This window comes from Nocardioides jishulii (genome assembly GCF_006007965.1).
Lineage (GTDB): Bacteria > Actinomycetota > Actinomycetes > Propionibacteriales > Nocardioidaceae > Nocardioides > Nocardioides jishulii.
The window spans coordinates 3,074,141-3,096,708 of the sequence record NZ_CP040748.1; the positions used below are offsets into that span (position 1 = coordinate 3,074,141).

Below are 22,568 nucleotides of genomic sequence, written 5' to 3' on the forward strand. Positions count from 1 at the left end.
AGTCTGTTCGCGTCAGCGGGTCTCGCGGTGCGCGGTGTGCTTGCGGCAGCGCGGGCAGAACTTGGACATCTCCATACGGTCGGGGTCGTTCCGACGGTTCTTCTTGGTGATGTAGTTGCGGTCCTTGCAGTCCACGCACGCAAGGGTGATCTTGGGGCGAACGTCAGAGCTCTTGCTGGCCACGGGAAGTCCTTAGTCGAATGCTTGGTGTGATGCCTTTGCCGATGCTACCGGCTTGATGGGGATCAGGCTTCGTAGCGAGGGCGGGACTCGAACCCGCGACACCACGATTATGAGTCGTGTGCTCTAACCACCTGAGCTACCCCGCCACCGGAAGAGCGCCACCCCGGCGACGGGGTGGAGACTCGTTCCCAGAGCCCCTTTACGGAATCGAACCGTAGACCTTCTCCTTACCATGGAGACGCTCTGCCGACTGAGCTAAAGGGGCAACGAGGAAGAAGATTACACAGGTCCTAGCACCGCGCAAAATCGCCCCCCACCCATGGGACGCGGGCAGGCCTTCTGCGCTGGTCAGGCCCCGATTCGCGGCCACGGGTGAGCCTCCTCGAGTTGCAGCGCCAGACCGAGCAGCAGCGCCTCGCTGCCCCATCCACCGCAGAGCTGCATGCCCTGGGGAAGCCCCGACGCGGTCCTCGCCAGCGGCAGGCTCACCGCCGGGTCTCCGGTCGCGTTCTGCAGCGGGGTGAAGGCGACCCAGTCCATCAACCGGTCGATGACCTCCTCGTAGGGGCGCGTGGGGTCGAGGTGCCCCACCTTCGGCGTCTCGGTGGCCAGCGTCGGGGTGAGCGTCACGTCGTACGCCGCGAAGTGGCGCCGCGACGACTGCTGGGAGGCGCCCATCGCCGCGATCGCGGCGGGGAGCCTGGCGATGTTGCGTCGGCAGTGACGCGCCAGCCCCAGGGTGAGGTTGTCGAGCTTGGTGGGGTCCCACGACCCGCGGTGGGCGCGCGGTCCGGTCCGCACGAGGTACATGGCGAGCATCGACCAGTAGAGGAGGAAGGAGTCGGCGAACCAGTCCGGCACCGGGGGGTCGACCTCCTCCACGTGGTGGCCCAGTGCCTCGAGCCGGGCGGCGGTGTCGAGGGTCAGCTGGCGCACCTCGGGGGTCGCCTCGCGCCCGATGCCGGCGGTGACGACGGCGATCCGCAGCGGTCGGTCGACCGGACGGGTGACGTCGCCCACGGCGGGCAGCCGCGGATCGCGGTAGACCTTCTCGGCCTCCCTCAGGAACGCGGCGGTGTCGCGCACGGAGCGGGTCAGGACGCCGTCGGCCACGATGCGTACGGGCATCTGGCGGGTGAACGCGTCGGAGGGCACCCGACCGCGCGTGGGCTTGAGCCCGACGAGACCGTTGACCGCGGCGGGGATCCGGATCGATCCGCCTCCGTCGTTGCCGTGGGCCAGGGGCACCGCCCCGGTCGCCACCAACGCCCCGGCACCCGAGGACGAGGCGCCCGCGTAGTGGTCGCGGCGCCAGGGGTTGCGCACCGGCCCTTGACGGGGGTGGTCGCAGGCTCCGGAGAAGCCGAACTCGGAGAGCCGGGTCTTGGCGACGCTGACCGTGCCGAGCCGGTGGAAGAGACGCGCGACGTCACCGTTGACCGGGCTGGGCGGGGCGACGAACGCGTCGGTGCCCTCCTGGGTGGGCAGGCCGCGGACGTCGACGTTGTCCTTGAGCACCATCGGCAGGCCGGCGAACCAACCCCGTCGCCCCCCGCTCGCGCGGACTCGCGCGCGTCCGTAGTCGCGGACGGCGACAGCGCCGAGCGCGCCGTCGACGGACTCGATGCGGGCGATCGATGCCTCGACGAGCTCGCTGGACGAGACCTCGCCGCGCTGCAGGCGGGTGACCAGTCCGACCGCGTCGTCCGTGCCGAGGGCGTCGTCGGTGAAGGCGTGGATGGGCTCCATCCCGGCACCCTAGTGAGTCAGGTGACCTGACGGGAAGGAGTCGCGAACCCGCTGGATCACCTCAGTGGTCGAAATCCCTGGCGTGCGCGGCACGCACTCGAGCTTGCCGGCGGCGACGGCAGCGCCGTAGACCTGCTCGGCGGCCTCGGGCGTGAGGTCGTCACCGTGGACCACCAGGTCGATCTCGTGCTCGGCGAGGAACTGGGCGTCGACCTCGAACGGGGCGTCCGGCACCACCTCGTCCACGTGACGGCACGCCTCGATCACCGCCACGCGTTCGGCCAGGGTCATGATCGGCCGTCGCTTGTACGAGGCAGCCGTCTCGTCGGAGAGGACACCGACGACCAGCCACTGCCCGCGGCTCCTGGCGGCTCGCAAGAGCTCGACGTGTCCCGCGTGGAACAGGTCGCCGACCATGTCGACGTAGACCCTCGCGGGTGAGGCGGTTGCGTCCGGGACGTCCATTCCTCGATCATGCCGAACCTGTGGCGGCAGCACCTTCCGCGCGGTCAAAAGTGTCGGCGGGCACTGGTTGAGTTGATCCATGGAAGCCGCCGCCCGCCCCGTCGACTCAGCCACTGCCGCAGAGTTGCTGCGCGAGCTCGGTGTGCACCGGCGGTTGGTCGCTGAGGCGGAGGCTGCCGAGCTCGAGCTCGTGTACGCGTGGGCGATCAGCCACCCGGCGCTCGGTGAGGGTGGCGCGCTGTCGGCCGATGAGTTTCTGGGCGGCGCCGGTACGCCGGGAGTCGCGGCCTTCACCGCCGAACCGTTGGCGGGAGTCCTGCGGGTGTCGCCGGCGTCGGCTCAGGCGTTGTTGGCCGACACCGTGGACCTGGTGCACCGGCTGCCTCGCTTGTGGGACCAGGTGCAGTCACTCGAGGTGCCCGTGTGGAAGGCACGACGGATCGCGACCGCCACCCGGTCGCTGTCGCTGGCGGCAGCCCGGTGGGTCGACCGGCAGCTGATCGGGGCAGCGGGGTCCATCGGTGCCGCGGCCTTGGACCGGTTGATCGCGCTCGCGGTCGCCCGCGTCGACCCCGAGGGCCAGAAGGACCGGGAGGCCGCGGCACGGTCGCGGTGGGACGTGGAGCTGACGCACCGGCGGGACTGGGCCGGGACCTCGGAGCTGCGAGCGGTCGGCGACACCGTCGCGCTCGGCGAGGTGATGGACCGGATCAACGCCGACGCCAACGCGTTGGCTGGTGCAGGTGACGACGACGCGGTGGGCGCCAGGCGGGTCAAGGCACTGGTGTCGCTGGCCCGTGAGGGTGTCGACCAGTTGGCGTTCGGGTTCGCCCGCGAAGACGTCGCGTCCTCGAAGGCTCGCACCAGCGCCCCGAGGCAGGCCATCAAGCTGTACGTCCACGCATCGCTGGCGGACCTGGCCACGCTCTCGGCGGGCTCGGGCGAGGTGGCGGTGGCGGAGGTCGAGGGCTTCGGACCCATCACGTCTGACCTGGTGAAGCAGTGGCTGGGCGTCACGAAGGTGACCGTCACCCCGGTCCTCGACCTGGCCGACAACCCGTGGTCCCCGCGGCACGACCCGCCGCCACGGATGCGGGACCAGGTCGTGCTGCGGCACCGCGGCTGCGTCTTCCCGTTCTGCGGACGCGACGCCCGCTCCGGCGACCTCGACCACGTGATGCCCTGGGACCCGAATCACCCGACAGAGCCGGGGACCACGCCGGACAACCTCGCCCCACTCTGCCGACGTCACCACCGCGCCAAGACAAACGGTCGCTGGCGCTACGTCGTACTCACTGATCCCGCGACCGACCCCACCGACAGGCCGGGTCACCCGCCCGAGCACCTCTGGACCGGCCCCCACGGGCAGACCTTCCTCGTCACCGGCGGCAGGACCGTCGCGCTCGGCGAGCCCTGACGTACCGCGCGCCCTCCAGGGCTCTTTCAGAGCGCCAGCACCCACAGCACCAGCGGCAGCAACACGCTCGTGGCCAGCGCGGTGAGCCCCATCGACAGACCCGAGAAGGCGCCTTCGGTCTCGTCCTCGAGCAAGGCCCGCGAGGTCCCGATGCCATGCGAGGCAGCACCCATCGCCAGGCCACGGGCGCGGCGGTCGCGCACCCGCAGCAGCGTCAGCACCGTCGGGCCGAGCACCGCGCCGAGGATGCCGGCGACGATCGTGACGATCGCGGTCACCGGGGGCAGTCCCCCGGCCTGCTCGGCCAGCGCGATCGAGACCGGCGTGGTGGCCGCCTTCGGCGCCATGGTGACGGCCAACGTCTCGCTCCCACCCAGCAGCAGGATCAGGGCGTACGCGGTGGCGATGGAGACCGCGGCCCCCAGCGGGATGGCGACCAGCATCGGCGCGACGACCCCGCGCATCCGGCGGGTCTGACGGTGCAGCGGCACGGCCAGCGCGACGGTGGCCGGACCGAGCCAGAAGCTGATCAGGAGCGCACTGTCGGCGTACGTCGGGTAGTCGACGTCGAGCAGCGTGATCCCGAGGGCGGTGCCGGCGATCGCGACCACGACCGGTTGCGCCGCTGGGTGGTAGCGGCTGGCCCGCCGCAGCCACAGCCCGAGCTGGTAGCTGAGCAGCGTCAGCAGGACCAGCGCCAACGGTGAAGTGAGGGCGTCAGGCATCGGGCCCACCGCCATCGCCGGCCGATGCGGGAGGTGGCGCGGTGGGCGGCCCAGCGGACGGCAGGGTGGCCGCCTCAGCGTGCTCCCTGCCCCAGACCTGGACGACCCAGCCGACCAGCGCCAGACCGGCCAGCCACGACCCGGCCAGGGCGACCCCGATCGGCAGCGCATCGTCGCGCAGCAACGCTGCGTAGGCGACGATGCCGACGCCGGCCGGGACGAAGAAGAGCTGCAGGTGCTTCAGCAGCCCGTCGGCCGCCCGGACCACGCCGGACTCCTTCGAGGGACGGCGCCACTGGAGCCAACCGAAGAGGAGCACCATCCCGACCACCGGGCCGGGCACCGGCAGGTGCGCCACGTCGACCAGCAGCTCCCCCACCACCTGGCACAGCAGCAGGACGGTCAGGCCCCGGATCATCGCTCTCCCCGACCCACCCGGGCACCGCGACGGTGGCAGTCGGGCAGGTGCGGGTCGAAGAGGCCGCCGGCCTCCATCAGGGCGTACATCGTGGTCGGCCCGACGAAGGTGAAGCCACGTGCCTTCAGCGCCTTGGACAGAGCGACCGACTCCGCCGAGGTCGTCTCGGCCTGCGGCACCACCTCCCGGGTGGGCGCGTGAGACAGGAGCAGCTCCTCCAGCCCCTCCCCGGAACGCAGGGCGACGACGGCACGCGCGTTGACCAGCGTCGCGTCGACCTTGCGGCGGTTGCGCACGATGCGGGCGTCGGCCATCAGGCGCTCGACGTCGGCCTCGGTGAAGGCCGCGACGACGTCGGCGTCGAAGTCGGCGAAGAGTTCACGGAAGGCCGGGCGCTTCGCCAGGATCGTGCGCCACGAGAGCCCCGACTGGAAGGCCTCGAGCGTCAGCCGCTCGAACCACCTCGCCTCGCCGTGGACCCGTACGCCCCACTCGGTGTCGTGGTAGTCGCGCATCAGCTCGTCACCCACGGCCCACGGGCAGCGCGCCAGACCGTCGTCACCGACCACGCTGGTGGGCAGGCTCATGGATCTCCGGCAATCAGGTCAGGACGGGCAGCTGGCACGGTCGGCGCTCGGCCCGGCGAGCGCTCAACTCCGTGGGCGCAACCGTACGCCCGGCATCGCCGGCGCCGGGATGGGAGGCAGGTGCTGTCCGTCCACCACGCCGAAACGCCCCGGAACGACCTCGGTGCTGTCGGTCACCAGGACGCCGTCGCGGTGCAGCTGGGCCTGCCACTCCTCGCGGGCAGCCACGACCTCCTCGTGGGTGCGGCCGACGAAGTTCCACCACATCAGGATCTCCTCGCCGAAGGGTGGGCCGCCGATCACGACGATCCGCGCCGCCCTCCCGGCGCGCAGGGTGACGCGCTGGTGGCCGGTGCCGAGGTAGAGCAGCTCGCCCGGCGCCACTTCCTCCTCGCCCACGCCAAGGCTGCCGGCGTCCAGCAGGATGCCGTGCTCGAAGGTCGGGTCCAGGTCGAGCACGAGGGCGGCGTCGTCGTCGAGCAGCAGCTCGGCACCCAGCAGCGGCGTGTGGGTGGTCACGGGCGAGGTGTCACCCAGCAGCGACCCGACGAAGACCCGAGCCTGCCAGCCCTCGCCGTCCAACGGCGTCGGCACGTGGTGCTCGAAGCCCGGTGCGACGTCCTTTGCCCCGGCCGGCAGCGCCACCCACATCTGCACGCCGTGCAGCGCGTCGGTCTGCGGCGTGGAGACCTCGGAGTGGCTGATCCCGCGCCCGCCGGTCATCAGGTTGAACTCGCCGGGACGCACCATCGCGTGGACCCCGGTGGAGTCGCGGTGCTCGATCTCGCCGGTGAAGAGCCAGCTGACGGTCTGGAGCCCGATGTGCGGGTGCGGCGCGACGCTCATCCCGCCGGTCTCCGCCACCGGGTCGGGTCCGTAGTGGTCGACGAAGCACCAGGCACCGATCAACGACCGGTGCCGTGCGGGCAGCGTACGCCGCACCGTCATCGCACGAGGACCACCCAGCGGGACCTCGCGGGGCACGATCACCTCGACGGTCACGTCCTCGCCACAGGAGATGACCCGCTCGGCGGGGTGCGGGTCGGGGTTGGTCACGCGCTCACCTCTTGGTGTCGAGCCGCACCACGATCGACTTCGACGCGGGCTGGCGAGAACCGTCGGCCAGGTGGTCCAGCGGCACGAGCGGGTTGGTCTCGGGATAGTACGCCGCAGCGCACCCCCGCGGCTGGTCGTAGGGCACGACGCGGAAGTCGTGGACGCGCCGCTCGACGCCATCCCAGACCGACACCAGGTCGACCCGGTCCCCGTCGACCAGGCCGGCGTCGCGCAGGTCGGCCGGGTGCACGAAGACCACGCGCCGGCCGCCCTTGATGCCGCGGTAGCGGTCGTCGAGGCCGTAGATCGTGGTGTTGAACTGGTCGTGCGAGCGCAACGTCTGGAGCAGCAGGTGGCCCTCGGGCACCTCCAGCACCTCCAGCGGCGAGGGCGAGAAGACCGCCTTGCCCTGGACGGTCGGGAAGGTCCGCGAGTCACGCGGCGGGTGCGGCAGGGTGAAGCCACCGGGCCGGTCGGCCAGCTCCTCGTAGCCGTCGCAACCGGGCACCACCCTCGCGATGCGGCGGCGGATCTCGGTGTAGTCGCGGCGCATCGCGTCCCACGGCACCACGTGGTCCTCGCCCAGCGTGGCCAGCGCCAGCGAGCAGACGATGTCGACCTCGCTGCGCAGCATCTCCGAGGCCGGCTCGAGGGGACCGCGTGAGGTGTGCACGGCCGACATCGAGTCCTCCACGGTGATCCGCTGCTCGCGCCCACCCGTGCGGTCCTTCTCGCTGCGACCCAACGGAGGCAGGACCAGGGCGGTCCTTCCGTGCGCCAGGTGCGAGCGGTTGAGCTTGGTGGCGACGTGCACGGTCAGCGCGGCGTTGCCCATCGCCTCCTCCACCACGGCGGTGTCGGGGGCGGCGGAGACGAAGTTGCCGCCCAGCGCGAAGAAGACGTCGAGGTGGCCGTCGCGCAGGGCCTCGATGGTGGCGACCGTGTCGAGGCCGTGCTCGCGCGGTGAGGTGATCGCGAACTCGGCGTCGACTGCGTCGAGGAACCAGCCGGGCGGTCGCTCCCAGATGCCCATCGTGCGGTCGCCCTGCACGTTGGAGTGCCCGCGCACGGGGCAGACGCCGGCGCCGCGCTTGCCGATGTTGCCCTGCGCGAGGGCCACGTTGACGATCTCCTTGACCGTGGCGACGGCGTTCTTGTGCTGGGTGATGCCCATCGCCCAGCAGATGATGGTGCGCCGGGAGCGCTTGAATTCCTCGACCACCGCGGCGATGGTCTCCTCGTCGAGCCCGGTGGCGCGGCGTACGGCGTCGTGGTCGAGGCTGCGTACGTGGTCGGCCCACCGCTCGAAGCCGACCGTGTGGCCGTCGATGAAGTCGGTGTCGAGCACCTCCTCGCCGCGGTCGTGCGCTGCGACCAGCGCGGCACCGACGGCCTGGAAGAGCGCCAGGTCGCCGTTGAGCCTCACCGGCACGTGGAGGTCGGCGAGCTCGGTGCCCTTGCCGATGACCCCGCGCGGCTTCTGCGGGTTCTTGAACCGCATCGTGCCGGGCTCGCGCAGCGGGTTGACGGAGACGATGCGCGCACCGTTGCGCTTGGCGGTCTCGAGTGCGCTCAGCATGCGTGGGTGGTTGGTGCCGGGGTTCTGGCCCATCACCACGATCAGCTCCGCGGAGTGGATGTCCTCCAGCGTCACCGACCCCTTGCCGATGCCGATGGTCTCGCGCAGGGCGTCGCCGCTCGACTCGTGGCACATGTTGGAGCAGTCGGGCAGGTTGTTGGTGCCGAAGGAGCGGACGAAGAGCTGGTAGACGAACGCGGCCTCGTTGGAGGCCTTGCCGGAGGTGTAGAACGCGGCCCGGTGGGGGTCGTCGAGGGCCTTGAGGTGCTCGGCCACGAGGGCGAACGCCTCTCCCCACTCGATCGGCTCGTAGTGGCTCGCCCCGGGGCGCAGCACCACCGGCTCGACGATGCGTCCCTGCTTGCCGAGCCAGTACTCGCTGCGCCCGCGCAGGTCCTCGACGGAGTGCTCGGCGAAGAAGTCACGGCCGACGTGGGCCTGGGTGGCCTCCTCGGCGACCGCCTTGGCGCCGTTCTCGCAGAACTCGGCGTGGTGCCGGTCGCCCGGACCGGGGTCGGGCCAGGCGCAGCCCTGGCAGTCGAAGCCGTCGACCTGGTTGAGCTTGGTCAAGGCGACGGCAGCCCGTGGCACCCCCATCTGCCCGGTCGCGTGCTCCAGTGCCACGCGTACGCCGGTGACACCCGCCGCAGCCTCGGCCGGCGGACCGACCCTCAGGCCGGACTCGTCGACGTCATCGCTCGGGGGCTTCGCCATGGGCCCATCCTCCCCCGCGCTGCGAGAAATCCAAGACCCACGTCACATCAGGTCGGTCGGCTCGAGCTCCTCGGGCGCCTCGCCGTCGGGGTCGCGGCGCGCCTCGGAGACCCGGTCCTCGATGGCTCGGTCCTCGATCGACAGGTGCCAGGACCAGCAGAGCTGCCCGACCACGACGAAGGCGAACGAGGCGACCGCGAAGGCCAGCGTCGAGCTGGTCAGGTGCGGCGTCACCAGGGCCGCGACGCTGGCGTTGAAGAGCAGCGTGACGAAGGTCGCCCCCGACATCACCGCGCCCCGACGCTCGGGCAGCAGGTCGAGCGCCATCAGCTGGAGCGTCGGGTAGGCCATCGCCGAGCCGAGGGCGACGAAAGCGCACCCGAGCACCGCCCACGGCGCGTGATCGCCCCACGGGGTGACCGTCAGGGCGACGCCGACCGCCCCTCCGGCCAGGGCGACGGTGTAGCCGGCACTCACCAGGCGACGGCCGGCGATCCGTCCGGCGGCCCGCCCGGAGATCCACGAGCCCAGCATCATCGCCAGGATCATCGGCACGAAGAGCACCCAGAAGTCGAGCTCGCCCAGGCCGAGCAGGTCGCCGACGAAGATGGCCGCGCCGCCGATGTAGAGGAACTGGGCGCCGAAGAGCAGCGTCCCCGACCAGGCCACCCGGTGGAAGGCGGGGATGCGGAAGACCATCGTGAGGCCGCGCACGATCTCCACGGGTCGCAACGGCGTGCGGCGCGACGGCGGGTGCGTCTCGGGCAGCACCAGCGCCGCCGCGGCGATCAGCACCATCCCCAGCCCGGCCATGAAGCCGAAGACCCACGGCCAGGACCCGAACTGCAGCACCGCGCCTCCGACGATCGGGGCGATGGCCGGGGCCAGGCCGAAGATCATCGCGACCCGGCTCATCAGCAGCTGGGCCTGCGCACCGGAGAAGACGTCCCGGATCACCGTGCGGCTCACGATCGTCGACGCCCCGGCCGAGAGCCCCTGGAGCACGCGGAAGGCGAGCAGCGTGGTGAGGTCGGGCGAGAAGGCCGCACCGATCGAGGCCACCACGTAGACCGCCAGCCCTCCGAGCAGCACCGGGCGGCGGCCGACGGCGTCGGAGAGGGGGCCGTGGAAGACGCTCATCACCGCGAAGGCCCCCATGTAGGCGGTGACCACCAGCTGCATCTGGGCGGTGCTGGCGTCGAACTCGCGCGCCATCGAGGAGAAGGCGGGGAAGGGCGTGTCGACGCTGAACGGCCCGATCATCGAGAGCATGGCCAGGACGACCGGGATGACGACGAGTGCCCTGCGGCTGGTGGGGTCGAGGGCCCGAGAACTCATCCGACGAGTATGCGCCGCAGCCGGTCCTGCCACGCCCGCTGGGGGTGGGCACTCATTAGGCTCGGGGCATGAGTGACGCGTCCTCCACCGTCCCCGCCGTCCCGCCCGCCTGGGCCGCCCTCGTCGACGACGCCACGCTGCTCGTGCCGGACGCAGCCCCCACCGCGGAGGCCCTGGCCGCGCACGCCGCGCTGCGCGACGCCGCCGTCGGCGCGCTGGCCGTGCGCGACACCGACCTCCCGCTGCTGCGCGGGGTGACCCACCCGTTGCGCGTCGTGCTCACCGCCGGCGCCGGGGCCGTCGCCGGTCCGCTGGCGCTGGCTTCGCGCCTGGGGCTGGACGTGCGCGCCGTCCAGGTGGCGCTGCGTGACGTCGACGACCTCGCCGGCAACGCGCGCCGCGTGGTGGCCGCGGTCGACGCGGCCCGGGCCGACGGCGTGCTCGACGACGAGGTCGCCGTGCACGTGGAGGTCCCGACCGACCTGCCCGGCGGGGTCACGGGCGGGTGGGCGCGCGCCGCCGACGAGGTCGCGGCCGCCGAGCTCGCGCTGCACTTCCGGGTGGCCGGTCCCGTGGACGTACGCCCCGACGAGGTCGCCGGCTGGCTCGACGCAGCCCTCGACCGCGAGACCCCCTACTCCGTCGGCGTCGCGGCGGCGGTGAGCGGCAACGGCGCGATCGGGGCGGTCAACCTGCTGCTCGCGACCCGCCGGGCCTTTGACGGCGAGGGCCGTGACGCGGTCGCGGCCGTGCTGGCCGAAGGGGCGTCGGTGGTCGAGGCAGCGCGCAGCGAGGAGTACCTGGCCGGGGCCCGCCGGTGGCTGACCTCCGTGGTGGCGAACGACCCTGCCGACGTCCTGGCCCAGCTGCGGTCGACCGGCCTCCTCGACGCTTCCTGACCGCGCTCGCGGGCTGCCCGAGGTTCGCCCGGGCCGCTACGCTCACCGGTGTGAATCCTTCGTCGCCGCGCCCCGTCCGCCTGCTCCTGATGCGTCACGGTCAGACGTACGGCAACGTCGCCGGCGCGCTCGACACGGCACTGCCGGGGCTCGAGCTGACCGACCTCGGGCAGGCGCAGGCGCGAGCCGCGGCGCGGGCCCTGGCCGACCGTGGCGTCGAGCAGGTGGTCGTCTCCACCCGCGTACGCACGCACCAGACCGCGGCACCCACGGCCCAGGTCCAGGAGCTCTCCCCCGTCGAGCTCCCCGGCATCCACGAGATCGGTGCGGGCGACTTCGAGATGGCGAGTGACGAGGCGTCGGTGCGGGGCTACCTCTCGACCGTCCGCAGCTGGGTGACCGGCGACCTGGGCGTCCGCATGCCCGGCGGCGAGACCGGGCACGAGTTCCTCGACCGCTACGACGCCGACGTCGAGCGGGCCACCACGGGTGGCCACGACACCGTGCTGCTCGTCAGCCACGGCGCCGCCATCCGTACCTGGGTCGCCTCCCGCGTGACCGACGCCGCCGGGCGACCCGAGGCGGTGCAGCCGCTGCACAACACCAGCCTGGTCACCGTCGAGGGCCACCCGCGCACCGGCTGGCGCCTGCTCGACTGGCACGCAGAGCCCGTCGGCGGAGCCTTCCTGGAGGACGAGTCCGCCCCCGACCCGACCGGCGAGCCGACCTCCGACGCCCGCTGAGGCGGCGTCAGATCCAGCCCATCCGCCGCGCGGTGGCCACCGCCTCGTGCCGGTTGGTCGCGCCCAGCTTGCTGACCGCGTTGGAGAGGTGGTTGCGCACGGTGCCCGCCGAGAGGTGGACCCGACGGGCGATCTCCTCGACCGGGGCGGCGTCGGCGGCCGCCTCGAGCACGTCGGCCTCGCGCGGCGTCAGGGGAGAGTCTCCCGCGGCGATCGCCTCGGCGGCGAGCTCGGGGTCGACGTGGCGCCCACCCGCGTGCACGGTCCGGACGACCGTGGCCAGCGTCGCCGCCGAGGTGGTCTTCGGCAGGAAGCCGCGCACACCACTGGCCAGCGCCCGCTTGAGGTAGCCCGGCCTGCCGTGGCTGGTCACGATGATGCAGCCGCAGTCGGGCAGCTCGGCCAGGATCTCGGTGGCGGTCTCGATGCCGTCGAGTCCGGGCATCTGCAGGTCGAGCACGGCCACGTCGGGTCGGCGCTGGCGGGCTGCCGCGACCGCCTCAGGGCCGGTCGCGGCCTGGGCGACCACCTCGAAGTCGTCGTCGAGGTCGAGCATCTGGGCCAGGGCGCCGCGGATCAGGTGCTCGTCGTCAGCCAGCAGGATCCGGATCACGGAGTCCCTCCCTCGGGATCGATGAGGTGCAGGCGCACCACGAAGTCGTCGTCCTCTGCACCCCAGGACAGCCGGCCGCCGCGGCCCGCGACGTCGGCGGCCAGCGTACGCAGCCCGCTGCCGTCGTCCTCGGCCCCGTCGTCGACCCGTCCCCTGCTCACCACCCCGTCGCTGGCCACCCCGTCATTGGCCACCCCGTCGTTGACCAGGGCGACCACGCCGTCGGCGTGACCGATGGTGACCCGGGTGGCTCGGGAGTGGCGCAGCGTGTTGGTGACGCCCTCGCGGACCAAGCGGGCGACGGGCTCCTCCCAGTGCGTCGGCAACCCCGCGACGTCGGTCTCGGCCTTGATGCCGGCGGAGGCGAGCAACGCTCGCGCGCCCTCCAGCTCCTGGGCCAGGTCGACCGGCCGGTAGCCACGCGCCAGTGCCCGGGCCTCTCGCAGCGCCTCGTGGGCAGTGGCCCGCACCTCCCGGATCCGGTCGGCGGCCCGCAGGTCACCGCGCTCGGCCAGGGTCGCGGCCAGCTCGGCCTGCACCGCGATGGTGGAGAGGTGGCGGCCCATCACGTCGTGCACGTCGCGCGAGAAGCGCAGTCGCTCCTCGGCCACCGCCAGGTCGGCCTGGGCGGTGCGGGCCCGGTCCAGCTCGTGCACGACGCCGAGCACCCACAGCGAGCTCTGCGCGGTGAAGACGAAGAAGGCGGCGATGACAGCGCCGTACAGCGCGGCCCAGGGGCCGGAGAGGCCGCAGATCGCCGCCCCGAACACCACGGGTGCCGCCTGCACCCAGGGGTTCCGGGAGCCACCGAGGGCCCACGCGACGGCCGAGGTCAGCACGAAGCCGACGCCGAACCGCTGGTCGGGCGACAACCCCACCACCATCCACACGACCCCCGGGACCACCAGGAGCGCCAGGGCGGCGAGCCACAGGCGGGGGAGGTGCCCCGGCTCGAACCAGAGCCGGATGAAGGCCGCCAGGCACTGGTCGACGACCACAGCCGCCGCCAGGACGAGCACCACGACCGCGACGACCTCTGCGATGCCGCCGACCTCCGGGAGCGCACTGAGGCCACCGGCGCCGATGAGGAACCAGACGAGCAGCCGCAACGACCCACGGGTGTAGAGGTCGATGCGCTGCACGTTCGAGCGCCCCGCCCAGCCCCGCGCGAGCGCGGAGGACCGGACGGGGCGACGGACGACCGTACGCAGGTCGGTCACGCCCGCGGCTCCCAGCGCAGCGCCCGCATCGCCATCACCAGGGCGACGACGGCCCACACCACGAGGAGACCGAGGGCAGGGCCGGCCTCGACGAAGCCCTGGAGCCAGCCGACGCGGTCGAGGCCGTCGGGGTCGCGGCCGAACCAGGCGACCATCATGAGGTCGCTGATCGCAGCGCCCGGGAGCAGGTCGGTCCACCGGGTCACGGCCTCGGGCAGTCCGGCAGTGAAGGAGCCTGCCAGCGCGATGATCATCACCGGGCCGCTGGTCAGCTGCGCCGACTCGGCGGTGCGGGTCCACGAGGCCGTCCAGACCGCCAGCGCGGCGAAGGTCACGCAGGCGACGAGCGTCGCCGCCAGGAGCAGCAGCGGGTTGCGGGGCAGGTCGAAGCCCGCGACCGCCGCGATCGGCACCGCCAGCACCATGACGCCCAGGGTGATCGCCGCACCGGGCAGCGCCATCGAGGTGAGCAGCTCGCCGTCGCGGATCTCGCCCGTACGCAACCGCTTGAGCACCAGCTCGTCGCGCCGGGTCACGAACATCGACAGCAGGTTGTAGTAGCCCGGGAAGATCAGCGCCATCACCAGCGTGATCGTCAGGGCGCCGACACCCGCCTCGGGCGTGGTGTCCGGCATCGCGAAGAGCAGCAGCAGCGGGATCAGCGGCATGGCGAACCCGTAGATGAGGGTGGTGCGGTTGCGCGCCATCAGCACCAGGTTGAAACGGGCCAGGCCCGTCGTACGGGTCAGCGAGGTGGTGGTGCTCATGCCGGCACTCCTTCACGGTCAGCAGCCAGGGCGAGGAAGACGGACTCGAGGGTGGCGCTGCGGGCGTCGAGCATCTCCAGCGAGACCCCGGCCTCGCGGGCGGTCAGCAGCAGCTCGGTGAGCGCCGGCTGCAGGTCGGCGACCCGCAGCACGGTCCTCTCGCCGTCACGGCTCACCTCGGCGGCGTCCGGGAGCACGAGGTCACGCGCGGGGGTCCGGAAGGAGATCTCCGCCGGGTGGCCGGCGACGATCTCGGCGACGGTGCCCTCCTGCACGATCCGGCCGGCCCGCATGATCGAGACCTGGTCGGCCAGCTGCTCGGCCTCCTCCAGGTAGTGGGTGGTCAGCAGCACCGTGGCTCCCTGCGCGCGCAGGCCGCGCACCAGCTCCCACACGGCGTGGCGGCTCTCGGGGTCCAGGCCCGTCGTCGGCTCGTCCAGCACGACCAGCTCGGGGCGACCGGTCAGCGCGCAGGCGAGGTCGACGCGCCGCTGCTCACCGCCCGAGAGCCCCCGCATCCGGGTCTCGGCCACCCGCTCGAGGTTGAGGAGCACCAAGGACTCCTCCACCGAGCGCGCGTCGGTCACGGTGGCGGCCCACATCTGCAGCGTCTCCCGCACCGTGAGGTCGGCGACGAAGCCGCTGCGCTGGAGCAGCACGCCCGTACGACGACGCACCTCGTGGCGGTCGGCCACCGGGTCGAGCCCGAGCACGCGGACCTCGCCGGCCGTGGCCGGGGCGAGGCCCTCGATCACCTCGAGGGTGGAGGTCTTGCCGGCGCCGTTGACGCCGAGGAGGGCGTGGACGGTGCCGGCGCTCACGTCGAGGTCGACGCCGCGTACGGCCTCGAAGGCTGCGTCGCCCTCACCGTACGTGCGGCGCAGGCCCCGGACCTGGATCGCTGTGGTTTCACTCATGGGACAAGCCTCTCCTGCGGCCCCGGTGGGCGACAGTGTCAGGTGTCACGAGCTGGCGCGGGTCCCGCACGGGTCGCCCATGACACCTGTCACGGGCGGTTGCCCCGACGCCGGGTCGCGGCTCAGGAACGCTGCTCGTCGGGCAGCCAGGCCCGTCCGCTGCGGAGCACGTCGAGCGCCCCGGGCTGGGTCTGGTCGAGGTGGGCGCGCGCCAGTCGGCGGAGGCGGAACATCTGCACGAGGCCGATGACCCAGCAGAGGTAGAGCGAGAGGAAGGCGATGCGGAAGTCACCCAGGTCGTACGCAGCCGCACCGGCCGGCTCGACGAGGTCCAGCACGATCCCGATCAGGGCGACGGTGACGAGCGAGGCGACGAAGCCGCCCACGTTCACCAGCGAGGTGGCCCGGCCCACGGCGCGCACGGGGGTGAAGGTGCGCACGATGTCGAACCCGATGACCGACGACGGGCCTCCCGAGGCGGTGGCGGCGGCCGTCAGCAGGATCAGCCACACCGGGGCCGGCCCGTCGAGCAGCAGCACGATGCTCCACAGGACCACCTCGGCGAGCACGACGACCAGCGCGGTGCGGGTGCGGTGGAAGGGCAGGCGGGTGGTCAACGAGCCGATCACGATGCCGGACAGCACGACCCAGCCGGTCATCGCCATCAGCAGGGTGGAGGCTGCAACCTCGCTCCACCCCTGGCCGCGCACCAGGAACGGGAAGCCCCAGAGCAGCACGAAGACGGTGAACGGGAACTGGGTCGTGAAGTGCACCCAGAAGCCCAGGCGGGTGCCGGGGTTGCTCCAGACCCGACCGACCGAGGCGATGACCTGGCGCAGGCTCTCCCGGCCCTCCGCCACGACGGCGTAGGGCGAGTCCTTCACGACGACGAGCACCGCGACGAGCAGGAAGACGCCGATCGTCGAGACCGCGGCGAAGGCGCCGGTCCACCCCAGGCGGTCGAGCAGCAGGGTCAGCGGCGCGGCCGCGGCGATCGCGCCCAGCTGACCGACCCATCCGGTGAGCTGAGTGGTCATGGGCACCTGCGTCGGCCGGAACCAGACCGCCACCAGCCGCACCACGGTCACGAAGACCATGGCGTCACCGGCACCCACGAAGCCACGCGCCACGGCCGCCAGGCCGAACGAGTCGGCGTACGCGAAGGCGAACTGCGCCGCGGTCATCAGCACCAGTCCCCCGCAGAGCAGCGCCCGCGGCCCGAACCGGTCGAGCAGCACGCCGACCGGGACCTGCATCCCGGCGTACACGATGAGCTGCAGCACCGTGAAGAACGCCAGCTGCGACGCGGCGATGTCGAAGCGCTCGGTGGCCAGGAGTCCGGCGACGCCGAGCGAGCTGCGGTGGAGGACGGCGAGCAGGTAGACCGAGACGGCGACGCCCCAGACGAGCCACGCCCGTCGGCCACCGATGCGGTGGATCTGCTCGGCTTCCATTCCCCCGAGTCTGCCTCCCACCGGTGCTCAGGGGTGAAATGCCGAAGACCCCCGCCGAGGCGGGGGTCTTCGTACCCAAGGTGTGGCAGGTGAAGGATTCGAACCTTCGAAGGCGTAAGCCGACGGATTTACAGTCCGCTCCCATTGGCCGCTCGGGCAACCTGCCTCGTGGGTGTCGCCCGGATCCCGTTTGGGCTCCGCGCGAACAAGGGAGACAATAGCCCACGCACTGCGTGAGTTGAAAAATCGCCCCACCCGAGCAAGCAGGAGACTTCAATGGCCGACTCGTCGTTCGACATCGTGAGCAAGCTGGACCGCCAGGAGGTCGACAACGCGTTGGGGCAGACCGCACGCGAGGTCTCGACCCGCTTCGACTTCAAGGGCACGGGCGCCACCATCGAGTGGGCCGGCGAGAAGGTCATCGAGATCTCCGCCTCCGCCGACGACCGGGCCAACGCCGTGCTCGACGTCTTCAAGACCAAGCTGATCAAGCGCGACGTCTCCCTGAAGGTCCTCGACGCCTCCGAGCCGCGCCAGTCCGGCCAGCTGTCGAAGATCACGGTCAACCTCAAGGAGGGCATCTCCACCGAGGACGCGAAGAAGATCGCCAAGCTCATCCGCGACGAGGGCCCCAAGGGCGTGAAGGCGCAGATCCAGGGCGAGGAGCTGCGCGTCTCCTCCAAGAAGCGCGACGACCTCCAGGAGGTCATCTCCCTGGTCAAGGGCCAGGACCTCGACTTCGCGGTGCAGTTCACCAACTACCGCTGAGCACCTTCCGTCATCGGAGGATCTCCGTCACTGGGTGACTGGGATCCTCCGATGACGCATCTCCGGGGCCTCAGGGGCACTGCGGACAACGACGCAGCGAGCCGGCCCACCCGCGTTGGCGCAGCACCCTCGCCAACCGCTCCGCCGTCGTGCAGGGAGACGAGAACACCTGCCCCCAACCGAGTCTGATCGTGAGGTGGCCGGCGGCAGCAGCCGCCGCGTCCCGCTCCAGGTCGGCGTACCGCTGGCTGGCCAACGAGTGGTACGCCCGTCCGTCGAGCTCGATGATGGTGCGGGTTGCCTCGTGGACGACGTCGTGCCGTGACCGCAGTCCCCCCACGTGGGCTTGGCGTCTCCCCCGGGGGAGACCGTGGGGCCGTTCGACCCGCACGAGGTAGCCGTGCTCGAGGACCGAGTCGGTGCCCTCAGTCAGGTCCTGGAGCAGCGCACGGAGCTGGCTCTTCCGCAGCATCCGCGGCCTCGCCTCCAACGTGGCCAGGAGCCGCGGCACCGTGACCGCGCGGGCCTGCAGCGCGTCGGTCAGCACCGCCACGCGCTCGACCTCGCCCACCGCAGCGCCGGCCGTGTCGAGGACCGCGTGCTCGATCCGGATCCGTGGCGGTGACAGGTGGAGGCGGGCCCGTTCGTCGAGCCTCCTCACACGGTGCACCACCACTCCGGGGACGGCATCCACGCGGCGCAGCTCGTCGACCGCCACGTGCACGGGACCGCTGGGCGGTTCCGGTCGAACCCGCTCCACCACCAGGGCGGAGGGACCCCACAGGGCCGCGGGGGCGGCGTACAGGACGGCCGCCCACGCCCGTTGCCTCCACGACAGCTCCCCGGTGTGGGTCACGTAGACGCCGAGGTGCACCCGGGTCAGGTCTCGGCGGCGCACCAGCCGGCGTACGTCGTGGTCAGCCAGCCCGAGCTCGACGAGCTGCCGACGCGACACGACCCCGTCCTGCCGCTGCGCCAGATCGCCCCAGTCCATCCCCGCATGCTGGCGCAGTGGGCTGTCGACCGCTGGGGCCCTGTGGAGAACCCCCGTCGCTCCGTCATCGGAGGTCCCCAGTCACCTGATGACCGAGAACCTCCGATGACGCAAGCCCAAGCGCCGGTCAGGTGCGGGCGTGCCCACCCACCGACACGGCGGTCGGCATGACGGTCGCCCCGGCCAGCGGGGTGAGCCACACGGTGCTGCCCTCACGGACGCCCAGGCCGTTGGAGAGGGTGCGGGTGAGCTGCACCATCACCTCCTCGCCGTCGAGGGTGTGCACCGTCAGGCGCACCTCGAAGCCGATGCGCAGCACGCGGTCGACGGTTCCCTCGATCGCGTGGTCGAGCAGCGGGCTCGTGGAGACCTCGATGTCGTGCGGGCGGATCGCGTGGCCACCCAGCGTGGTGACCTCGCCGAGGAAGCTCATGACGAAGTCGTTGGCCGGCTCGTCGTAGAGCTGGTCGGGGGTGCCGACCTGCTCGACCCGCCCGTTGTTGATCACCACGATCTCGTCGGAGACCTCGAGGGCCTCCTCCTGGTCGTGGGTCACGAAGACGGTGGTCACGTGGACCTCGTCGTGGAGGCGGCGCAGCCAGTCGCGCAGCTCCTTGCGGACCTTCGCGTCGAGGGCGCCGAAGGGCTCGTCGAGCAGCAGGACGCTGGGCTCGACGGCCAGCGCACGGGCGAGCGCCATGCGCTGACGCTGACCACCCGAGAGCTGCGACGGCAGCCGGTGGGCGAACTGCTCCAGGTGGACGAGCTTGAGCAGCTCGTGCACCCGGTCACGGACCTCGTCCTTCGGCTTCTTGCGGATCTCCAGGCCGAAGGCGACGTTCTTGGCGACCGTCATGTGCTTGAACGCTGCGTAGTGCTGGAAGACGAAGCCGACGTTGCGCTTCTGCGGCGCCAACCTCGTCGCGTCCACACCCTCGATCTCGATGGTCCCGGCGTCCGAGGACTCGAGACCGGCGATGACGCGCAGCAGGGTGGACTTGCCGCCACCGCTGGGACCCAGCAGGGCGGTCAACTGACCGGTGGGGATCGAGACGTTGACGTCCTCGAGGGCGACGAAGTCCCCGAAGCGCTTGGTCACTCCCTTGACCTCGATGCTCATGCGTGTGCTTCCTTCTCGTCAGAGTGACTCGGGCGGATGAGGGCGACGACGACGATGCAGACCACCGAGACCATCGCGAGCAGGAAGGCGACGGCGTACGCCTCCTGCGCGGCGAAGTTGAGGTACTTCTCCTCCACCACCAGGGTGGCCGTGCGGGTCTCGCCGAGCACGTTGCCCGAGACGACCTTCACGGCACCGAACTCGCCCAACGAACGGGCGAGGGAGAGGACGACGCCGTAGACGATCGCCCACTTGATGCCGGGCAGGGTGATCCGGAAGAACGTCTGGAAGGCGTTGGCGCCCAGGCTGCGCGCCGCCACCTCCTGGTCCGTCCCGATTTCCTCGAGCACCGGCACCACTTCACGGATCACCAGGGGTAGGGCCACGAAGGCCGTCGCCATGACGATGCCGGGGGTGGAGAAGATGACCTGGATCCCTCGTGCCTCCAGGAACGGCCCGAACCAGCCGTCCCGTCCGCCGTAGACCAGCACCAGCGCCAGGCCCACCACGACGGGCGAGACCGAGAGCGGGAGGTCGATGAGGGCGCTGAGGGCACGCTTGCCCCAGAACTCGTACCGCACGAGCAGCAGCGACATCCCGACGCCGAAGAAGAGGTTGATGACGACCGCGAAGAAGGCCGCGGTGGCCGTCAGCCGCAGGGCGGCCTGGATGTCGGCGTCCTGCAGGACTGCGAAGAAGGCCTCGGCGCCACCGTCGAACGTGTTGACGACGACCAGCGAGACCGGCCAGGCGACCAGCAGGAAGAGGTAGGTGACGACGATCGCGATGCGGATCCACTTAGCCACGACGGCTCACCCGCCTCTGGATCAGGTCGAGCAGCACGATGACCGACAACGAGACCACCAGGAGCACCGTCGCGGTGGACGCCGCGGCCGCGACGTTGTCGTTCTCGATGCTGCCGAGGATGCGTACGGAGGTGACCTCCGTCTTGAAGGGCAGGTTGCCCGAGAGCAGGACCAGCGACCCGTACTCACTCACGCCGCGGGCGAACGAGAGCGCCGCACCCGCAGCGATGGCGGGCACCAGGGCGGGAAGGATGATCCGCCGGAACGTCGTGAACCTGCTCGCGCCCAGGGATGTCGCGGCCTCCTCGACGTCTCGGTCGAGCTCGGCCAGCACGGGCTGGACCGTCCGCACGATGAAGGGCAGGGTCACGAAGAGGAACGCCAGGAAGACGCTGAACCTCGTGTTGGCGATGTCGACCCCCAGTGGGCTGCCGCGTCCGTAGAGCGAGAGCAGCACCAGGCCAGCCACGATCGTGGGCAGGGCGAACGGGATGTCGATCATGATCTCCAGCAGCGCCTTGCCGGGGAACCGGTCCCGCACGAGCACCCACGCGATGAGGGTGCCCATGAAGATGTTGACGAGCGTCACCAGGGCAGCCTGGGTGACGGTCAGCTTGATGGCGGCAGCGGTCTGGTCGTTGGTGACGGTGGTCCAGAAGTTCGCCCAGCCACCCTCGGACGCCGTGACGATCACGGCGCACAGGGGGATGAGGACGAGCAGGCTGAACCACGTCATCGCGATGCCGAGGCCGATGCCGGACGTCATCGTGAGGTTGGTGGCAGTACGCGCCCGGGGGCGCGCCGACCGGCGCCGGGTCCGAGGACCCGACGCCGGTCGGTCAAGGAGCGGGGTGGTGGTCATTCACCCAGCCCGGCCTTGGCGATCGACTTCGTCACCAGACCGTTCTCCACGTCGAAGAACTTGGTGGAGACCTCGTCCCAGCTGCCGAAGTCGTTGTCGACGGTCAGCAGGTTGGGCACGGGCGGGAAGGGGTTGCTCGGGTCGGCCGCACCCTCGACGGTGCCGCCGAAGTCGACGTCGTCGCGGATCGGGCGGAAGCCGGTGAGGGCGAACTGCTTCTGCCCGGCGTCGCTCAGCACGAACTCGAGCCAGTCCTCGGCCACCGGGTTGGCGTCCTTGAGGATGGCGCCCGGGTTCTCGATGAGCAGCGTGGTCTCGGGGATGATGTACTCGAAGCCCTCGCCGTTCTGGGCGGCCAGGATGGCCTCGTTCTCGTAGGCCATCAGCACGTCACCGGTGCCACCGAGGAAGGCCTGCGTGGCGTCGCGGCCCGAGCCGGGCAGCGAGACGACGTTCTTGAAGAACTTGTCGACGTACGCGCTGGCCTCCTTCTCCGAGGCACCGCCCTTGATGGCCTGGCCGTAGGCAGCCAGCGCGTTCCAGCGCGCCGCGCCCGAGGAGGCCGGGTTGGGGGTGACGATCTCGACGCCCGGCTTCACCAGGTCGTCCCACGTCTTGATGTTCTTGGGGTTGCCGTCGCGGACACCGAAGACGACGACCGAGCGCGACACGACGCCCTTGTTCTCGCCCTGGTTCCAGTCCTCGGCGACGAGGCCGGAGTCGACGAGCCGGGTGACGTCGGAGGCGACGGAGAAGTGGACGTAGTCGGCCTTGAGACCCTTGTCGACCGCGCGGCTCTGGTCACCGGAGGCGCCGTAGCTCCCCTTGGCCTTGAAGCCGTCGCCGGCGTCGGTCTTGGCGAACTCCTTCTCGATGGCCTTGTTGGCCGCCTCGGGAACGGCGAAGCCGACGATGCGGAACGACTCGGCCGAGTCTGCGTCGCCACCGCAGGCGGTGAGACCCAGCAGACCCGCGACGGTCACGGCCACGCCGGCGGCGAGCCGGCGCTTGATGGTGCTCTTCATAATCTGACTCCCTCTGTAGCCGGGCCGCCCAGGATGGAGTGGCGCTTCGACTGACTTAGTCGCTAAGACTAGGTGACTTTGCTGTCTTAGTGGTCTTTTGAGACAGAGTCCCGGTGTGTCGCGGGCCACTTACCCCACATGAGGGGGGG

General features: G+C 71.3%; 23 protein-coding genes and 3 tRNA genes. 4 read left to right on the top strand and 22 right to left on the bottom strand.

The annotated features are described in order from the left end of the window. Window positions 1-12 precede the first annotated feature (12 nt). From rpmG to FCL41_RS14670, 5 genes are all read right to left on the bottom strand, one after another. The gene (gene rpmG / locus FCL41_RS14650; protein ID WP_137064931.1) at window positions 13-183 is read right to left on the bottom strand and encodes a 50S ribosomal protein L33; all 171 of its coding nucleotides are present in this window, start codon (window positions 181-183) and stop codon (window positions 13-15) included. A 72-nt stretch (window positions 184-255) separates the two neighbouring features. Next, window positions 256-329, bottom strand: a tRNA-Met gene (locus FCL41_RS14655). Window positions 330-375: 46 nt separating this feature from the next. After that, window positions 376-448 (bottom strand) — tRNA-Thr (locus tag FCL41_RS14660). An 83-nt stretch (window positions 449-531) separates the two neighbouring features. Continuing rightward, the gene (locus tag FCL41_RS14665; protein WP_137064930.1) at window positions 532-1,932 is read right to left on the bottom strand and encodes an amidase; all 1,401 of its coding nucleotides are present in this window, start codon (window positions 1,930-1,932) and stop codon (window positions 532-534) included. Between the two features lie 9 nt (window positions 1,933-1,941). Further along, window positions 1,942-2,397, bottom strand: a complete 456-nt coding sequence (locus FCL41_RS14670; protein ID WP_170970187.1) for an adenylyltransferase/cytidyltransferase family protein — start codon at window positions 2,395-2,397, stop codon at window positions 1,942-1,944. 79 nt (window positions 2,398-2,476) lie between these two features. On the opposite strand from FCL41_RS14670, the gene FCL41_RS14675 reads away from it, so the two are divergent. Next, window positions 2,477-3,814, top strand: a complete 1,338-nt coding sequence (locus FCL41_RS14675) for an HNH endonuclease (RefSeq protein ID WP_137064928.1) — start codon at window positions 2,477-2,479, stop codon at window positions 3,812-3,814. A 26-nt stretch (window positions 3,815-3,840) separates the two neighbouring features. On the opposite strand, the gene FCL41_RS14680 is transcribed toward FCL41_RS14675, so the two are convergent. The 6 genes from FCL41_RS14680 to FCL41_RS14705 form a co-directional block, all read right to left on the bottom strand. Continuing rightward, window positions 3,841-4,539 carry an LrgB family protein gene (locus FCL41_RS14680; protein WP_239021660.1) on the bottom strand — a complete coding sequence of 233 codons (699 nt, stop codon included), beginning with the start codon at window positions 4,537-4,539 and terminating at the stop codon, window positions 3,841-3,843. After that, window positions 4,532-4,957: a CidA/LrgA family protein gene (locus FCL41_RS14685; RefSeq protein ID WP_137064926.1), complete on the bottom strand. Its 426-nt coding sequence runs from the start codon at window positions 4,955-4,957 to the stop codon at window positions 4,532-4,534. Before FCL41_RS14685 ends, FCL41_RS14680 begins: the two co-directional genes overlap by 8 nt. Beyond that, a complete protein-coding gene (locus tag FCL41_RS14690) occupies window positions 4,954-5,544 on the bottom strand; it encodes a DNA-3-methyladenine glycosylase I (RefSeq protein WP_137064925.1) in 591 nt (196 codons plus the stop codon). The genes FCL41_RS14685 and FCL41_RS14690 overlap by 4 nt, the downstream gene beginning before the upstream one ends. A 63-nt stretch (window positions 5,545-5,607) precedes the next feature. Further along, on the bottom strand, window positions 5,608-6,600 hold the full coding sequence (locus FCL41_RS14695; RefSeq protein ID WP_239021661.1) for a pirin family protein: 993 nt from the start codon (window positions 6,598-6,600) through the stop codon (window positions 5,608-5,610). Between the two features lie 4 nt (window positions 6,601-6,604). Then, entirely contained in the window at window positions 6,605-8,893 is a 2,289-nt protein-coding gene (locus FCL41_RS14700) for an FdhF/YdeP family oxidoreductase (RefSeq protein ID WP_137064924.1), read from the bottom strand. 42 nt (window positions 8,894-8,935) lie between these two features. Next, window positions 8,936-10,231, bottom strand: coding sequence for a multidrug effflux MFS transporter (locus FCL41_RS14705; protein ID WP_137064923.1), 1,296 nt, complete (start codon window positions 10,229-10,231; stop codon window positions 8,936-8,938). A 68-nt stretch (window positions 10,232-10,299) separates the two neighbouring features. On the opposite strand from FCL41_RS14705, the gene FCL41_RS14710 reads away from it, so the two are divergent. Together FCL41_RS14710 and FCL41_RS14715 are read left to right on the top strand one after the other, a co-directional pair. Continuing rightward, window positions 10,300-11,130: a hypothetical protein gene (locus FCL41_RS14710; protein ID WP_137064922.1), complete on the top strand. Its 831-nt coding sequence runs from the start codon at window positions 10,300-10,302 to the stop codon at window positions 11,128-11,130. A gap of 50 nt (window positions 11,131-11,180) precedes the next feature. Continuing rightward, a complete protein-coding gene (locus FCL41_RS14715) occupies window positions 11,181-11,873 on the top strand; it encodes a histidine phosphatase family protein (RefSeq protein WP_212723060.1) in 693 nt (230 codons plus the stop codon). 7 nt (window positions 11,874-11,880) lie between these two features. On the opposite strand, the gene FCL41_RS14720 is transcribed toward FCL41_RS14715, so the two are convergent. From FCL41_RS14720 to FCL41_RS14745, 6 genes are all read right to left on the bottom strand, one after another. Further along, window positions 11,881-12,486, bottom strand: coding sequence for a response regulator transcription factor (locus FCL41_RS14720; protein WP_137064921.1), 606 nt, complete (start codon window positions 12,484-12,486; stop codon window positions 11,881-11,883). Next, window positions 12,483-13,706, bottom strand: a complete 1,224-nt coding sequence (locus FCL41_RS14725) for a sensor histidine kinase (protein ID WP_137064920.1) — start codon at window positions 13,704-13,706, stop codon at window positions 12,483-12,485. Before FCL41_RS14725 ends, FCL41_RS14720 begins: the two co-directional genes overlap by 4 nt. Then, the gene (locus tag FCL41_RS14730) at window positions 13,703-14,473 is read right to left on the bottom strand and encodes an ABC transporter permease (protein ID WP_137064919.1); all 771 of its coding nucleotides are present in this window, start codon (window positions 14,471-14,473) and stop codon (window positions 13,703-13,705) included. Before FCL41_RS14730 ends, FCL41_RS14725 begins: the two co-directional genes overlap by 4 nt. Next, window positions 14,470-15,390 carry an ABC transporter ATP-binding protein gene (locus tag FCL41_RS14735; RefSeq protein WP_137064918.1) on the bottom strand — a complete coding sequence of 307 codons (921 nt, stop codon included), beginning with the start codon at window positions 15,388-15,390 and terminating at the stop codon, window positions 14,470-14,472. The genes FCL41_RS14730 and FCL41_RS14735 overlap by 4 nt, the downstream gene beginning before the upstream one ends. A gap of 122 nt (window positions 15,391-15,512) precedes the next feature. Next, on the bottom strand, window positions 15,513-16,844 hold the full coding sequence (locus tag FCL41_RS14740) for an MFS transporter (RefSeq protein WP_137064917.1): 1,332 nt from the start codon (window positions 16,842-16,844) through the stop codon (window positions 15,513-15,515). 83 nt (window positions 16,845-16,927) lie between these two features. Then, window positions 16,928-17,010 (bottom strand) — tRNA-Tyr (locus tag FCL41_RS14745). A 110-nt stretch (window positions 17,011-17,120) separates the two neighbouring features. On the opposite strand from FCL41_RS14745, the gene FCL41_RS14750 reads away from it, so the two are divergent. Further along, window positions 17,121-17,612 (top strand): YajQ family cyclic di-GMP-binding protein, encoded by a 492-nt coding sequence (locus FCL41_RS14750; protein WP_137064916.1) that lies wholly within the window; start codon window positions 17,121-17,123, stop codon window positions 17,610-17,612. 70 nt (window positions 17,613-17,682) lie between these two features. On the opposite strand, the gene FCL41_RS14755 is transcribed toward FCL41_RS14750, so the two are convergent. The 5 genes from FCL41_RS14755 to FCL41_RS14775 form a co-directional block, all read right to left on the bottom strand. Beyond that, window positions 17,683-18,606, bottom strand: a complete 924-nt coding sequence (locus FCL41_RS14755) for a type IV toxin-antitoxin system AbiEi family antitoxin domain-containing protein (protein ID WP_137064915.1) — start codon at window positions 18,604-18,606, stop codon at window positions 17,683-17,685. Window positions 18,607-18,733: 127 nt separating this feature from the next. Next, complete coding sequence (locus FCL41_RS14760; RefSeq protein ID WP_137064914.1) at window positions 18,734-19,726, bottom strand: sulfate/molybdate ABC transporter ATP-binding protein; 993 nt, start codon at window positions 19,724-19,726, stop codon at window positions 18,734-18,736. Further along, complete coding sequence (locus FCL41_RS14765; RefSeq protein ID WP_137064913.1) at window positions 19,723-20,532, bottom strand: sulfate ABC transporter permease subunit; 810 nt, start codon at window positions 20,530-20,532, stop codon at window positions 19,723-19,725. The genes FCL41_RS14760 and FCL41_RS14765 overlap by 4 nt, the downstream gene beginning before the upstream one ends. Further along, window positions 20,525-21,298: a sulfate ABC transporter permease subunit CysT gene (cysT, locus tag FCL41_RS14770; protein WP_239021662.1), complete on the bottom strand. Its 774-nt coding sequence runs from the start codon at window positions 21,296-21,298 to the stop codon at window positions 20,525-20,527. Before cysT ends, FCL41_RS14765 begins: the two co-directional genes overlap by 8 nt. Window positions 21,299-21,390: 92 nt before the next feature. Then, window positions 21,391-22,419: a sulfate ABC transporter substrate-binding protein gene (locus FCL41_RS14775; protein ID WP_137064911.1), complete on the bottom strand. Its 1,029-nt coding sequence runs from the start codon at window positions 22,417-22,419 to the stop codon at window positions 21,391-21,393. Between the last annotated feature and the right edge of the window lie 149 nt (window positions 22,420-22,568).

What these genes read in the sequence shown, in the direction of transcription:
- FCL41_RS14740 (WP_137064917.1), bottom strand. Translation starts at nt 16,844, where the DNA reads ATGGAAGCCGAGCAGATCCACCGCATCGGTGGCCGACGGGCGTGGCTC.
- FCL41_RS14705 (WP_137064923.1), bottom strand. Translation starts at nt 10,231, where the DNA reads ATGAGTTCTCGGGCCCTCGACCCCACCAGCCGCAGGGCACTCGTCGTC.
- FCL41_RS14680 (WP_239021660.1), bottom strand. Translation starts at nt 4,539, where the DNA reads ATGCCTGACGCCCTCACTTCACCGTTGGCGCTGGTCCTGCTGACGCTG.
- FCL41_RS14675 (WP_137064928.1), top strand. Translation starts at nt 2,477, where the DNA reads ATGGAAGCCGCCGCCCGCCCCGTCGACTCAGCCACTGCCGCAGAGTTG.
- FCL41_RS14730 (WP_137064919.1), bottom strand. Translation starts at nt 14,473, where the DNA reads ATGAGCACCACCACCTCGCTGACCCGTACGACGGGCCTGGCCCGTTTC.
- FCL41_RS14775 (WP_137064911.1), bottom strand. Translation starts at nt 22,419, where the DNA reads ATGAAGAGCACCATCAAGCGCCGGCTCGCCGCCGGCGTGGCCGTGACC.
- FCL41_RS14755 (WP_137064915.1), bottom strand. Translation starts at nt 18,606, where the DNA reads ATGGACTGGGGCGATCTGGCGCAGCGGCAGGACGGGGTCGTGTCGCGT.
- FCL41_RS14665 (WP_137064930.1), bottom strand. Translation starts at nt 1,932, where the DNA reads ATGGAGCCCATCCACGCCTTCACCGACGACGCCCTCGGCACGGACGAC.
- FCL41_RS14760 (WP_137064914.1), bottom strand. Translation starts at nt 19,726, where the DNA reads ATGAGCATCGAGGTCAAGGGAGTGACCAAGCGCTTCGGGGACTTCGTC.
- FCL41_RS14735 (WP_137064918.1), bottom strand. Translation starts at nt 15,390, where the DNA reads ATGAGTGAAACCACAGCGATCCAGGTCCGGGGCCTGCGCCGCACGTAC.
- FCL41_RS14685 (WP_137064926.1), bottom strand. Translation starts at nt 4,957, where the DNA reads ATGATCCGGGGCCTGACCGTCCTGCTGCTGTGCCAGGTGGTGGGGGAG.
- FCL41_RS14670 (WP_170970187.1), bottom strand. Translation starts at nt 2,397, where the DNA reads ATGGACGTCCCGGACGCAACCGCCTCACCCGCGAGGGTCTACGTCGAC.
- FCL41_RS14710 (WP_137064922.1), top strand. Translation starts at nt 10,300, where the DNA reads ATGAGTGACGCGTCCTCCACCGTCCCCGCCGTCCCGCCCGCCTGGGCC.
- FCL41_RS14700 (WP_137064924.1), bottom strand. Translation starts at nt 8,893, where the DNA reads ATGGCGAAGCCCCCGAGCGATGACGTCGACGAGTCCGGCCTGAGGGTC.
- cysT (WP_239021662.1), bottom strand. Translation starts at nt 21,298, where the DNA reads ATGACGTCCGGCATCGGCCTCGGCATCGCGATGACGTGGTTCAGCCTG.
- FCL41_RS14750 (WP_137064916.1), top strand. Translation starts at nt 17,121, where the DNA reads ATGGCCGACTCGTCGTTCGACATCGTGAGCAAGCTGGACCGCCAGGAG.
- FCL41_RS14690 (WP_137064925.1), bottom strand. Translation starts at nt 5,544, where the DNA reads ATGAGCCTGCCCACCAGCGTGGTCGGTGACGACGGTCTGGCGCGCTGC.